General features: G+C 68.3%; 12 protein-coding genes. 8 read left to right on the plus strand and 4 right to left on the minus strand.

Going from position 1 to position 13448, the window contains the following annotated elements; genetic code table 11:
- Positions 1-70 precede the first annotated feature (70 nt).
- From ACCC97_RS21510 to creD, 3 genes are read right to left on the minus strand one after another with little or no spacing between them, the layout of a single operon-like run.
- Entirely contained in the window at positions 71-2476 is a 2406-nt protein-coding gene (locus ACCC97_RS21510) for a penicillin-binding protein 1A (protein WP_007833633.1), read from the minus strand.
- A gap of 9 nt (positions 2477-2485) precedes the next feature.
- Positions 2486-2890 carry a glycoside hydrolase family 3 N-terminal domain-containing protein gene (locus tag ACCC97_RS21515; RefSeq protein WP_413334926.1) on the minus strand — a complete coding sequence of 135 codons (405 nt, stop codon included), beginning with the start codon at positions 2888-2890 and terminating at the stop codon, positions 2486-2488.
- Entirely contained in the window at positions 2887-4359 is a 1473-nt protein-coding gene (gene creD, locus ACCC97_RS21520) for a cell envelope integrity protein CreD (RefSeq protein ID WP_413334928.1), read from the minus strand. Before creD ends, ACCC97_RS21515 begins: the two co-directional genes overlap by 4 nt.
- Positions 4360-4564: 205 nt before the next feature.
- Here creD and ACCC97_RS21525 point away from each other — a divergent pair, with 205 nt between their 5' ends.
- The 8 genes from ACCC97_RS21525 to ACCC97_RS21560 all read left to right on the plus strand — a co-directional run bounded on the left by ACCC97_RS21525 (position 4565) and on the right by ACCC97_RS21560 (position 13017).
- Positions 4565-6637 carry a VIT and vWA domain-containing protein gene (locus tag ACCC97_RS21525; RefSeq protein WP_413334930.1) on the plus strand — a complete coding sequence of 691 codons (2073 nt, stop codon included), beginning with the start codon at positions 4565-4567 and terminating at the stop codon, positions 6635-6637.
- A gap of 19 nt (positions 6638-6656) precedes the next feature.
- Positions 6657-7586, plus strand: a complete 930-nt coding sequence (xrtQ, locus tag ACCC97_RS21530; RefSeq protein ID WP_413334932.1) for an exosortase Q — start codon at positions 6657-6659, stop codon at positions 7584-7586.
- Positions 7567-8136 (plus strand): hypothetical protein, encoded by a 570-nt coding sequence (locus ACCC97_RS21535; protein WP_413334934.1) that lies wholly within the window; start codon positions 7567-7569, stop codon positions 8134-8136. Before xrtQ ends, ACCC97_RS21535 begins: the two co-directional genes overlap by 20 nt.
- Before the next feature lie 10 nt (positions 8137-8146).
- Positions 8147-9415 carry a biosynthetic peptidoglycan transglycosylase gene (locus tag ACCC97_RS21540; RefSeq protein WP_413334936.1) on the plus strand — a complete coding sequence of 423 codons (1269 nt, stop codon included), beginning with the start codon at positions 8147-8149 and terminating at the stop codon, positions 9413-9415.
- Positions 9412-10179: a GNAT family N-acetyltransferase gene (locus ACCC97_RS21545; protein WP_007834792.1), complete on the plus strand. Its 768-nt coding sequence runs from the start codon at positions 9412-9414 to the stop codon at positions 10177-10179. Before ACCC97_RS21540 ends, ACCC97_RS21545 begins: the two co-directional genes overlap by 4 nt.
- A 66-nt stretch (positions 10180-10245) precedes the next feature.
- Complete coding sequence (locus ACCC97_RS21550; RefSeq protein ID WP_007834798.1) at positions 10246-11142, plus strand: pirin family protein; 897 nt, start codon at positions 10246-10248, stop codon at positions 11140-11142.
- 77 nt (positions 11143-11219) lie between these two features.
- Positions 11220-12293, plus strand: coding sequence for a flavodoxin family protein (locus ACCC97_RS21555; protein ID WP_007834799.1), 1074 nt, complete (start codon positions 11220-11222; stop codon positions 12291-12293).
- A 151-nt stretch (positions 12294-12444) separates the two neighbouring features.
- The gene (locus tag ACCC97_RS21560; protein ID WP_007834800.1) at positions 12445-13017 is read left to right on the plus strand and encodes a Spy/CpxP family protein refolding chaperone; all 573 of its coding nucleotides are present in this window, start codon (positions 12445-12447) and stop codon (positions 13015-13017) included.
- An 88-nt stretch (positions 13018-13105) separates the two neighbouring features.
- Here the strand turns inward: ACCC97_RS21560 and ACCC97_RS21565 are convergent.
- Positions 13106-13448 (minus strand): serine/threonine protein kinase (locus tag ACCC97_RS21565; RefSeq protein ID WP_413334939.1); only part of this gene is annotated, 343 nt, incomplete at its 5' end.

The raw sequence follows: 13448 nt of genomic DNA on the forward strand, positions 1-13448 counted from the left end.
AAAAGAGAAGGCGGGAAGCAGCACCGAGTGTAGGCACCGCGACCCGCCTTCGCTTTTTCCGCTTCGACTTCTAGCGGAAGAAATCGAGGATCTTGTTGCGCTCTTCGGGCGGCGGCGGTGCCCCGATTGGCGCACCCGTGAGTTCTTCGGCCGGCGGTGGCGGCGTCTCGCTGTTCTCCAGGCCCAGGCTCGCCACGCTGTGGCCCGGCGTGAAATCGTCGAAGTACCACTCGCCGTCGACGTTCACCACGCCCGCCGGTTCGGCCGGCTGCGTCACGGGCACGCCCTGCAGTGCTGTCTGCATGTAGCCGATCCAGATCGGCAGGCTCAGGCTGCCGCCGGTTTCGCCGCGCACGCCGAGTTGGCGCGGCGTGTCGTAGCCGATCCACGCGATGCCGACCATGGTCGGCTGGAAACCCGCGAACCAGGTGTCGAAGGAATCATTGGTGGTGCCGGTCTTGCCATAGAGGTCGTCGCGCTTCAGCGCCTGGTGGGCCTTGAAGCCGGTGCCGCTCTTCACCACGCTCTGCAGCAGCGAGTCCATGATGAAAGCGTTGCGCTGCGGAATGGCGCGGCGTGTTTCGTCGAGCACCGGCGCTTCGGTTTCCATGATGACCTTGTCCCTCAGGTCGGTGACGCGCGTGACGAGGTACGGATTGACGCGATAGCCGCCGTTGGCGAACACGGAGTAGCCCACCGCCATCTGCATCGGCGTGACGGAACCGGCACCCAGGCCCATCGGCAGGTTGGCGGGATGCTTGTCCTTGTCGAAGCCGAACTTGGTGACCCAGTCCTGCGCATAGGGCGCGCCGATCGACTGCAGCACGCGCAGCGTGACGAGGTTCTTCGATTTCATCAGCGCGGTGCGCAGCGGCATCGGGCCTTCGTAGGTGCCCTCGAAGTTCTTCGGCTCCCACGGCTGGCCGCCGTTGGCGGCGGCATCGAAGTACAGCGGCGCGTCGTTCACCACGGTGGCGGGCGTGAAGCCCTTTTCGAGTGCGGCCGAATAGATGAAGGGCTTGAAGCTCGAGCCCGGCTGGCGCCAGGCCTGCGTGACGTGGTTGAACTTGTTCTTGCCGAAATCGAAACCGCCCACCAGCGCCTTGATGGCGCCGCTGCGCGGGTCCATGCCGATGAAGGCGCCTTCGACTTCCGGCAGCTGCGTGATTTCCCACGTGTTCTTCGGCGTCTTCGCCACGCGGATCACGGCGCCGCGGCGGATCTTGATGTTGGGCGGCGCCTTCGCGGCAAGGCCGGACTGCGCGGGCTTCAGGCCATCGCCAGTAATCTGGATGGTTTCGCCATTGGCGCGCACGGCGCTGATTTCCTTGGCGTTCGCGTCGAGCACCACGGCAGCCACCACGTCGCCGTTGTCGGGATGCTCGGCGAGCGCGTCGTCCACGGCCTCGTCGACTTCCTTCTGCTCGGTCGGCAGGTCGACGAACTTCTCCGGGCCGCGATAAGGCTGGCGCCGTTCGTAGTCCATGATGCCCTTGCGCAGCGACCGGTAGGCCGCGGCCTGGTCGGCCGCCACGAGCGAGGTGTAGACCTTCATGCCGCTGGTGTAGATGCTGTCGCCGTACTGCGCGTACATCATCTGGCGCACCGTCTCGGCCACGTATTCGGCATGCAGGCGGTTCGGGTCGCCGGCGTCGCGCAGGTGGAGTTCTTCCTTCTTGGCTTCGGCGGCCTGCTCGGCGGTGATGAAGCCGGTTTCGTGCATGCGGTCGATCACATACAGCTGGCGCGCCCGCGCGCGGCGCGGATTGGCCACCGGGTTGTTGGCGCCGGGCGCCTTCGGCAGGCCGGCCAGCATCGCGGCTTCGGCGACGGTGACGTTCTGCAGCGGCTTGCCGAAGTAGGTTTCGGCGGCGGCGGCAAAGCCGTAGGCACGGTTGCCGAGGTAGATCTGGTTCAGGTAGATCTCGAGGATCTGGTCCTTGGTGAGCTGCCGTTCGAGCCGCAGCGCCAGCAGGATCTCGTAGGTCTTGCGGCTCATCGTCCGCTCGGAGCTCAGGTAGACGTTGCGCGCCACCTGCATCGTGATGGTCGATGCGCCCTGCTTGCGGCCACCCTTCAGGCTGGCGACCGCGGCGCGCAGGAAGCCCTTGTAGTCCACCCCGCCGTGGTCGTAGAAGCGCGCGTCTTCCACGGCCAGCACAGCGTCCTTCATGACCTTCGGAATGCTGGCGAAGGGCGTGAGGTTGCGGCGCTCTTCACCGAACTCGCCGATCAGCTGGCCCTCGGTCGAGTACACGCGCAGCGGCAGCTTGGGGCGGTAGTCGGAAAGCTCCGAGACATCGGGCAGCTTCGGGTAGATGGCAACCACCGCGACGATGGCCGCGACCAGCACCACGAGCGCGCCGGAGCCCACCCCGATGGCGCCCCAGCCGGCAATGCGTTTCCAGCGGTGGCGGGGATCGACCGGCGCCGCGCTGTCGTCGTCGGAAGGTTGGGGGCTTGAGCGTTTGAACATAGGAATTGGCTACTGGCTGGCGAAAGGTTGGAGCCGCCGCGCGCTGCTGCGTTCCAGCATCGAGAGGTCGAGCGCGCCGCACTGCGCCGCCTGCTGCGCGCAATGCATGGCATCGAAATACTTGTCTTGGTCGAAGGCGATCGGCAACAGGTCCACCCTGGCGCCAAGGGCGCGGACGGTGGCATCGCAGAGACCGCGGTTGCAGGCCGCGCCCATCGTGAAATCGTCGGTGACGAGCAGGCCCTGACAGCCCCATTCGCCTCGAATCACCTGTTGCACGATTTTGCGCGAGAAAGAGACCGGATATTCGGCGTCGAGTTCCGCAAGGATGGCATGGCCCGGCATGATCGCGGCATCCGAATGTTTCGACACGTCTTGAAACGGTTTTCGGCCGCGCGCCCTCAGCAGCTTCATGGCGCCTGCGCTTCGGGTGCCGCGACCGAAGCCGGTTCCACGCGGCGAGAGAGCGCGTACCAGTCGACCTTGCGCGTGACCAGCATCAGCACCGCCAGCATGCCGAAAATCAGCAGCGCACCCAGCAGCAGCGCGTTGCTTTCGGAAGCCAGCAGGCCGTAGAGCGCGCCATAGAGCAGCGCAACGAAGGCGCCGAACGACAGGCCGCGCCGCCAGCCTCCGAGGACTGTGCTGAAGTACACGGTCAGCAGGGCGACGCTCGCCGCGGCGGCGCCCGCGTAGGCCATCCAGAACGCGAATTTCTCGGAGAGCGCGAGCAGCAGCAGGAAGAACAGCGCGATCGACAGGCCGACCAGCCCGTACTGGATCGGGTGCAGGCGCAGCTTGCGGAACAGCTCGAACATGAAGGCGGCCATCAGCACCAGCCCGATGAACAGCACGCCGTACTTGCCGGCGCGCGTGCTCATCGAATAGACGTTGATCGGCTGCGCGAGCGACACGTCGAAGGTCTGCAGCGGACCTGTGTTGCGGTGCGCGGCGGTGGCAACAACTGCGGCGGCGGCGTTGTCGTCGGCGGGACCGCCGCGGGCCGAGAGACCCGCGCGCACCTGTTCGCGCGCCGAAGTCACGAGCGAGGACACGCGCCAGTGCGCGTCGAAGCCCTGCGGCGTCACGCTGCGCTCGGCCGCGAGAAAACGCCCGCCGAAGCTGGGGTGCGCCCAGGGCGAACGCAGGTGCGCAGTCGTTTCCTCGGCGATGGGCGCGATGGCGAGTGTGTCCTGCCCGACCAGGCCGAGCTTCATGTCGAAAGAAACCGGCGTACCGGCCTGCCATGCGGTGAGCGCCGCGCCCGTGACCGGTGCGTGGATGCCGTCGGCAAACCAGGCGCTATCGGCCAGGCCCGGCACGCGCTGCCTGAAACGCAGCGCCTCGCCGCCCATCGTCATCGCTGGCGAACCGTCGAGGCCGCGCAGGTCGCTCACGTTGAAGGCGATGAAGGGTGCCTTGAATTCGATCTTCGAATCGGCCTCGCTGTGCGCCACGGCCTTCGGGTCGAAGGCAGCGAAGCCACCGGTGAGCGTGGCGCTGAGTGTGTAGAACGGAATCCTGAAGATGCCGCGGTAGCGTTCCTGCGGCGCCATCGAGCCCTCGATGTGCAGCTTGTCCGGGAACACCACGTGGGCCATTTCCTTGCTGCGCGGCTCCTGGCCGATCACCTTGCCTTGCGCGTTGCGCAGCGGCTCCATCCAGCGCTCCACGTACGGCACCAGCAGCAGCGGGCCGACCATCGTCTGGCGCCCGGCATAGGTGGCGGCGAGCTCGTCGGCCGCTTCGCGCTGGCTCTCGCCGCGGGCGTGGTTGAGCGATTGGATCTCCCCCAGCGGAATGCACAGGAGCAGCAGCAGGAACAACAGGCCGGCGACCTTGGCCAGCATGGAATTCAGCACGGCCTTGAACAACTGAAGCATTTTCTTCTCTCCTCGTCTGTAGCGAAGCCGCGATGCTCGCCGCGCGACCCGAAGGCCGTGTGAAGCGTGCCCGCCGCCTCGCTTCACACAGACTTCACACAGCGGCCGATGGCGCCGTTCGACTTCAACGCGCCTTCCAACTGCCTTCTCGTGCGGTGCCGACAGTTGCGGCTGTGCAAGTTCGCACGGACAAGGAACCCCCGCCATGGATGCCCACACCACCCCACGTCCCGGCCGCTGGCTCTGGCTCGCCACCGTGAGCCTGGCGGCTGCGGGCTTCATCGCCACGGGCGTGCGCCCGGCGCATGCGCAGGAAGCGCCCGCCGGAGCGCGCCCGAAGACCGAGAGCCCCTATTTCTTCGTGAAGAGCGACGATCCCTCGGTCGACCGCCTGCCCCTGAAGGGCACCGAGGTCTCGGTGAAGATCTCGGGCGTGATCGCCGACGTGACGGTCACGCAGACCTACCGCAACGAGGGCCAGCGCGCCATCGAGGCGAAATACGTGTTTCCCGGCTCGACCAAGGCCGCCGTGAGCGGCCTCAACGTGCGCCTGGCCGACCGGCTCATCACCGCGCAGATCCGCGAGAAGCAGCAGGCACAGATCGAGTACGACACGGCGAAGAAGGAAGGCAAGACCGCCGCGCTGCTCGAGCAGCACCTGCCCAACGTGTTCCAGATGAACGTCGCCAACATCCTGCCGGGCGACGATGTGAAGGTGGAGCTGCGCTATACCGAGCTGCTGGTGCCGCAGTCGGGCAACTACCAGTTCGTGTTCCCGACAGTGGTCGGGCCGCGCTACAACAGCCCGCAGTCGGAGAACGCGCAAGCGAAATGGGTCGCGCAACCGACGCTGGCCGCGGGCGTGGCGCCCAACACCAGCTTCAAGCTCAAGGCCAGCATCGACACGCCGATGGGCCTGAAGGAAATCCGCTCGGCCACGCACGCCATCGACGTGAAGAAGAGCGACGAAGACCGGCACGCCGACATCGTGCTCACCGCCGACGGCCGCCCCGCCGACAACCGCGACTTCGTGCTCGACTACCGCCTGGCGGGTGAAAAAATCGAATCGGGCCTGATGCTCTACAAGGGCCAGGGACAAAACTCGGATGGAAGCGCCGAGAACTTCTTCCTCGCCATGGTCGAGCCCCCCAAGGCCGTGGCCGCCAGCGCGATTTCGCCGCGCGACTACATCTTCGTGGTCGACATCTCGGGCTCGATGCACGGCTTTCCGCTCGACACCGCGAAGACGGTGCTCGAACGCCTGATCGGCGGCCTGCGGCCGAGCGACACCTTCAACGTGCTGCTGTTCTCGGGCAGCAACAGGATGCTCTCGCCGAAGTCGGTGCCGGCCACGCGCGCCAACATCGAGCAGGCGCTGGCCACCATCCAGAACTACAGCGGCAGCGGCAGCACTGAACTCATTCCGGCGCTCAAGCGCGTGTACGCCGAACCGAAGGAAGACAGCGTGTCGCGCACCGTGGTGGTGGTGACCGACGGCTACGTGACGGTCGAGCGCGAAGCCTTCGAGCTGGTGCGCAACAACCTCTCGAAGGCCAATGTGTTCGCCTTCGGCATCGGCTCGTCGGTCAACCGCAGCCTGATGGAAGGCATTGCGCGCGCCGGCATGGGCGAGCCCTTCATCATCACCGACCCGGTGCAGGCGCCCGAGCAGGCCGCGCGCTTTCGCCGCATGGTCGAGGCGCCGGTGCTCACCAGCGTGAAGGCCACCTTCGGCGGGCTCGACGTGTACGACGTGGAGCCGCAGGCGCTGCCCGACGTGCTCGGCGAGCGCCCGGTGATCGTGTTCGGCAAGTGGCGCGGCGAAGCCAAGGGCCGCGTGATCATCGAAGGCCGCAGCGCCAATGGGCCCTACCGCCAGGAAGTGCGCATCGACGAGCGCACCCGCCATGACACGGCCGCGCTGCGCACGCTGTGGGCCCGCCACCGCATCCAGAGCCTGAGCGACCAGGAAACGCTGGAAGGCGGCGTGGCCTTCAAGGAACGCATTACCGAACTCGGCCTGAAGTACAGCCTGCTCACGCAGTACACGAGCTTCATCGCCGTCGACAAGGTGGTGCGCAATGCGGCGCCGCAGAACAGCGTGGACGTGAACCAGCCGCTGCCGCTGCCGCAAGGTGTGAGCGACCTTGCACTGGGCGCCGAGGTGCCGAGCACGCCCGAGCCCGAATCGCTGGGCGCCATCGCCGTCGTGCTGTCGATGCTGGCCATGCTGCGCCGCCGCGCGCGCCGCAACGACGCCCGCCGCCTTACCGCCTGATCCATCGAGAAAGAAAAAAATGTCTCTGGCAACGCTCGCCCGCCGCCACCCGCGCATCGTGGACTGGGGCATCCACATCGACCGCACGCCGGCCGCAGGCTGGCTCGGGCTGCAGCTCGTCGCGCTGATGCCGACCTGGGCCTGGATGGCGCAGCGCATGCGCGACGGCTCCGACGATCCGATGGGGCTGCTGGCGCTGGTCGCGCTCGCCGCCCTGGCCTGGAGCCGCCGGCGCGAACTGCGCGCCTCGCCGCGCCTGGGCTGGCTCGCGCTGGCGGGCGCGGGCACCGTGCTCGCGACGCTGCTGCGCACCGGGCTCGGCTTCATGCCCGCGCTGCCGCCGCTCGCGGCGGGGCTGGTGGCCGTGCTGTCGCTGGCGTGCGGGCTGCTCGCTTTCCTGCCGCGCCGCGTGGCTGCGCTGTCGGTGGCCGGCCTGTCGGTGCTCGCGCTGCCGCTGCTGTCGTCGCTGCAGTTCTATGCCGGCTATCCGCTGCGCGTGGTGACGGCCGAGGCCAGCCGCTGGCTGCTTGCGCCCGCTTTCGAGGTGGCGCGTGAAGGAGCGAGCCTGGTGGTCGACGGCCGGCTCGTGGTCGTCGATGCGCCCTGCTCCGGCGTGCAGATGGTGTGGCTCGGCTACTTCACGGCCTGCGCGGTCGCGCTGTGGGCGTCGCGCAGCGACCGGGCCTTCCTGCGCCGGCTGCCGATGGTCAGCCTCCTCGTGCTGGCCGGGAACATCGTGCGCAACAGCGTGCTGATCGCCTTGGAAGGCGCGGGCCATCCGCTCGCACCCTGGGCGCACAACGCGCTGGGCCTGCTGGTGCTGGCCGTGGTGTGCGGCGCCATCGCCCGCCTCATGGTGCCGGCACGACCCGTGCCCGAACCGGCCGAACTGCCCATCCCGGGCCTGATCACCACCCAGGGAGGCCGCCATGTCGACACCGTTCTTTGAGCGCTGGTTTGCGAACCATTTCATCAATCGCATCGGCCACAAGGCCGCCTTCGCGCTGGCAATGCTGCTGTGCGTGCTGTGGTCGGCCGCCGCGGCGGTGCGTACGCCGGCCAAACCGGTCGCCGCCGCCGTGCCGCGTGAATGGCCGAGTGAATGGGACGGCGCTCCGTTGCGCCCGCTGGCCCTGAGCGACGTGGAACAGCGTTTCGCCGACCGCTTCCCCGGCGCCATCGGCCGCATGACCGACGGCACGCAGACGCTGGTGATGCGCGAGGTGACGCAGCCCACGCGCATGCTGCATCCGGCAGCGGACTGCTACCGCGCGCTGGGCTATCGCATCGAACAGGCGCGCCTGGAACGCGATGCGCAGGAACGGTTGTGGCGCTGTTTTGTTGCGCAACGGCACGGAGCGCAAAAAATCCGCGTTTGCGAGCGCATCGTCGATGCCCGGGGCACCGCTTTCACAGACACTTCAAGCTGGTACTGGGCAGCGGCCAGCGGCCAATCCCATGGGCCGTGGCAAGCTGTCACCGTGGCGAGACCGATCTGAGAACGTGCCTGTGAAGAAGACCCTGCGATTCGTGCTTTTCGGCCTGCTGGCCCTGGTCATTACGGCCTGCGTGGCTATCTTCCTGATAGCCAAGCTGGCGCTCGCGCCGGCCGCCGGCGAATGGAGCACCACGGTGAAGGCGGGGCCGCTGAGTTTCGAGATCGGCGTTCCAACGGCCGTGCGCGTGGCCACCTCGCCGTGGTTCGCGCCGCATCTCGACGGGCGTTCGCTGGACACCCGCTTCGGCACCGTGCGCTTCGCCTGGAAGCCGGCCGGCGAGCTGCTGGAGATGCAATGCGCGCCTTGCAGCGCCGACGTGCCGGCGCTCGGCACCCAGCCGATCAGGATCGAGCGCCTGCTCGCCACCGTGAAGCGCGACGGCAACACGCTGAATGGCACCTTCGAAGCCACGCCCCAGAGCACCGACACCACCCGGCTGCAGGGCCATTGGGACGGCAAGGTCACGCTGAAGAACCTGCAGCTCAACGCCAGCGTGCAGGATGCGCCCATCGAGCGCTGGTACGCGGTGCTGGTGCCCCAGCTGCCCGAGCTGCAGCGCGCGCGCATCGGCGGCACGCTCGCGCTGCGCGGCCAGCTCGTACTGCCCGAGGCCACCTTCGCCGTGCAGCCCGTCATCAGCCAGTTCACCGTCGAAGGGCTGGGCACCGAGGCCATGCTCAACGCGCGCACCAGCTGCGGACCGTCGGCCAGGCTTGCCAACGACAGCTGGCTGGCGCGTGCCGTCATCGCCGCCGAAGACCAGCGCTTCTTTACCCACAACGGCTACGACCTGACCGAGATCCTCGCGTCGATCGACAACAACCAGAAGCCCGGCCAGATCCGGCGCGGCGGCAGCACGATCACGCAGCAGCTGGCCAAGCTGCTGGTGACGGGCAGCGACCGCACCGCCGAGCGCAAGCTGCGCGAGCTGCTCTACGCGGTCGAGATGGAGCAGACGCTGGGCAAGGCCCGCATCCTGCAGCTGTACCTGGACAACGCGCCGTGGGGCGGCAACGCCTGCGGCGCCGAGGCCGCGGCGCGCCGCTACTTCAAGCGCAGCGCGCGCACGCTCGAGCCGGCACAGGCAGTGTGGCTCGCCGCCATGCTGCACAAGCCGCAGGCCGTGCTCGAACAATGGCGGCAGGATGGCCACGTCGACGCCGACCGCATCAAGTGGATTGCCGAGGGTATCCGCGGGATCAGCCGGAACCAGCGCGAAGCGCTGCTCAAGGGCGTGGCCGCGGCGAAGTTCACGGCGCCGGAGGCCACGAAACAATGAACACCACACCCCTGGGCATCCCGGATATCGAAGCCATCGAGCGCGCCACCATCGCGGCGGTGTCGCCCGACCTGACCGAGGAGCTCGACGGCTGGCTGCTGCCCTTTGCCGGCGGCACCGTGAAACGCGCCAGGTCGGCCGTGCCGCTGCACCGCAGCGAGGTCGACCACAGCACGCTCGACCGCATCGAGGACCGCTACGACAGCCGCCAGGTCACGCCCGCGCTGCGGCTGGCCGAAGCACCGTGCTTCGAGGGCCTGCGCGCCGAGCTGGAGCGGCGCCACTACATCGACGACAGCCCGACCTGCGTGCAGGTCGGCTCGGCGCAGCGCATGCGGCAGGTGGTCGCAGGCGGCGCGCTGGCCGACGTCGATCATGCGCCCGACGCCGCCTGGTCGGCGCTGTTCCTCGGCGAGGGCTTCGATCCGGTGGACGGGGCCCATCGCGTGCGGATGCTGTCGCGGGCCAAAGGCTCGCTCTATGCGAGCGTGCGCGAAGGCGGCCGCACGGTGGCGGCGGGGGCGATGGCGTTCGGGCACGGCTGGGCCAGCGTGCACGGCATGCGCACCGAGCGGGCGCAGCGGGGGCGGGGCCTGGCGGCGCGCGTGCTGGCCGGGCTGGCGCAAGCCGCGTCGGCACGTGGCTTCGAGCGGGTGTTCCTGCAGGTCGATGCGCAAAACCATGCGGCGCTGTCGCTGTATCGCCGCGCCGGCTTCGAAACGCAGTGGAAATACTGCTACTGGCAGCGCCAGCAGTGGCCGTGACATGTCAAGCCGCCCGCTGACAGGCCGCGGGTGGCGCGGTGGGCGCGTTAGTGCCACCATGGACGGATGACGAACGCCAACCACCACGCCAACCATCCCACCGATCCCGTCGCCACGCCGCGCGGCATCGACCACATCGTGGCCGGTGTTTCCACCAGCGACGGCGACGGCGTCAAGCTCACCCGCGTGCTTCAGCAGCCGCTGCAGAAGCGGCTCGACCCTTATCTGATGCTCGATGCCTTCGGCAGCGACAACCCGGGCGACTACATCGGCGGCTTTCCCAACCATCCGCACCGCGGATTCGAGACCGTCACGTACATGATCGCCGGCCGCATGCGCCACCGCGACAGCGCCGGCCACGAAGGCCTGCTGGAGAACGGCGGCGTGCAGTGGATGACCGCCGGCCGCGGCCTCGTGCACAGCGAACTGCCCGAGCAGGAAGAAGGCCTGATGGAAGGCTTTCAGCTGTGGCTCAACCTGCCGGCCAGGGACAAGATGCGCGAGCCCTGGTATCGCGACATCCAGAGCGAGGAGATCCCGGAATTCACCACCACCGGCGGCGCGCACGTGCGCGTGATCGCGGGCGCCAGCCATGGCATCGAGGGTGCGGTGCGGCGCGAGCACACCGAGCCGCTGTACCTCGACGTCACGCTGCCGCCGGGCGCGGAGTTCGCGCAGCCGCTGCCGCACGACCACAACGCGCTGGTCTACGTGTTCCGCGAATCGCTGTGGATCGCGGGCAGCGAAGTCCCGACGCGGCGCATGGCGATCCTGGCCAACGACGCGGGCAGCGACGGCGTGGTGCTGCGTGCCGGCGCGACCAACCACAGCCCCGCGCGTGCGCTGCTCATTGCCGGCAAGCCGCTGCACGAGCCCATCGCGCAGTACGGCCCTTTCGTGATGAACACGCAGGAGCAGGTCCAGCAGGCGGTGCACGACTTCCAGAACGGCAAGCTGGGCTGAACCTGTAGTCGCCCGCCTACCGAAAGTCGGCATCGGCCAGGGTTCCGGCCACCGCATGGGCCCCCTAGATTGCGCTCATGCCCACCACGATCCGAAAAGGACAGGCGCCCGCCACGCTGCAACGCGCCCAGTTCCACGAACGCTTCATGCAGCCCTTCCAGGACCCGGCCTTCCAGGCCGAGGCCGAGTCGCTGCGGCGCATCGAACTCATCGCCTGGGAAGCTTATGAGCAAGGCCGCAAGGCGCCCGTCACCCGCAGGGCGGGGCCCGGCTATGCGGACCCGGACTACGAACTGTCCGTCGACTGGCTCGAAGCCAAGGCCCGCATCGACGCGGCGCAGCTCGCCTGGAGCCTGCCGCAGACGCCTTCGCGCGTGCTGCTGGTGAACGGCTCGCCGCGCAACGACGGCACCTGCCCCGGCGAAGTCTCCAAGACATGGCGGCTGGCCGAACTGGCGCGCGAGGTGCTCGACGGCAGCGGCATCGAGACCGACCTGCTCGACCTGAGCCTGCTCGCTTCCGAATACGGCCGGCAGATCCACCCCTGCAAGGGCTGCGTCTCCACCGCCATGCCGCTGTGCCACTGGCCCTGCAGCTGCTATCCCAACCATTCGCTGCGCCAGACCGGCGACTGGATGAACGAGATCTACGAACGCTGGGTGTCCGCGCATGGCGTGATCCTGCTCACGCCCACGCACTGGTACCAGGCGGCGAGTCCGCTGAAGCTCATGATCGACCGCCTCGTCTGCGCCGACGGCGGCAACCCGGACCCCACCAGCACGCATGGCAAGAATCCCGAGGAAGCCAAGGCGCTCGAACTCGAAGGCTGGGGCTATCCCAAGCACCTCGACGGCCGCGTCTACGGCGTGGTGGTGCACGGCGACGTGGCAGGCGTGGAAAGCGTGCGCCGAAGCCTCGTCGACTGGCTCGACTGGATGGGGCTGGTCGACGCCGGCACGCAGGCGCTGCTCGATCGCTACATCGGCTACTACGAACCCTACGCCACCAGCCACGACGCGCTCGATGCCGATGCCGACGTGCAGGAAGAAGTGCGCAACGTGGCGCGCGCCGTCGCCCGGGCGGTCGGCGACCTGCGCGCCGGCAGGCTGCAGGTGCCAGACCGCGGGCTGAAGCGGCCCCGGCCCAAGTAAAAAGTCACGCCACAGGCCGCTTTCGCGCTCGCTGTACATCATTCTTTACGCAAGCTCACGCCGGCCTAACGGAGGCGATACAGAGCGCTTCCACACTTCGTCTCACCTGCTGCCCATCGGTGGCGGGCTTCTTCGAAAGGAAGCACTTCTCATGATTTCTCTTCGCCAACGCATCGTCTGGGCCAGCCTGCTGGGTTCGGCCGCCCTCGCCTCTTCGGGCGCGTTCGCTCAAGCGCCGGCCGCCTCCACCCCAGCCGCACCCACCGCCGCGGTGGCCCAGGCCGACAACGCCGCGGCGCCCAAGGCGCAGCACAAGCGCATGGACCCCGCCCAGCGCATGGAGCGCATGCAGGAGCGCCGCACCAAGCGTCTTGCCGCCCTGAAGGACAAGCTCAAGCTCACCGCGGCCCAGGAAGGCGCATGGAGCACCTTCACCGCCGCGACGCAGCCGCCCGGCGGTCCGCGTCCGCACATGGACCGTGCCGAGTTCGCCAAGCTGACCACGCCGCAGCGCCTGGAGCGCATGGAGGCTCGCCGTGCCGAACGCAGCGCGATGTTCGCCAAGCGCGCCGAAGCCACGAAGACTTTCTACGCCGCGCTGACGCCCGAGCAGCAGAAGACCTTCGACGCCGAGACCGTGCACTTCGGCGGCCACCGGGGTGACCACGACGGCCATCGCGGCCATGAAGGCCAGCGCGGTGCGCCGGCACCTGCCAAGGGCTGATCCACACCCGCTGCGCCGGTGACGGCGCCATCGAATGAAAGCCCGCAACGCGAAAGCGCTGCGGGCTTTTTTCATCGACGGGCGGGTTTTACTGCGGCGTGCCCGTCTTGTCCGTCGGATTGGTCACCACGTCGGGGCGTTCGCCCTTCTGGCCGAACTGCGGCTTGACCTTGCGCCCCGTCTGGCTGACCTCCGCGCGGGACATCTCGCCGGTCGGCTGCGGCATGGCGTTGGGCTGGTGGTTGACGGTGGTGGACGCCTCGCCCTTGGGCACCACGCTGTTGGCATTGTTGCGGTTTTGCACACGGGCCTCGGCCTTCACCGCCTCGCGCGATATGGGCATCGAGGCGTCGGGGCGCTGCGGCGGATTTGCAACGCCGGCAGGCGTCATGGTGCTGGCTTCGCCGCCCACCGACGGGGCGGGCTGGGCG

It is taken from the genome of Variovorax sp. Varisp85, from assembly GCF_047304045.1.
GTDB lineage: Bacteria > Pseudomonadota > Gammaproteobacteria > Burkholderiales > Burkholderiaceae_C > Variovorax.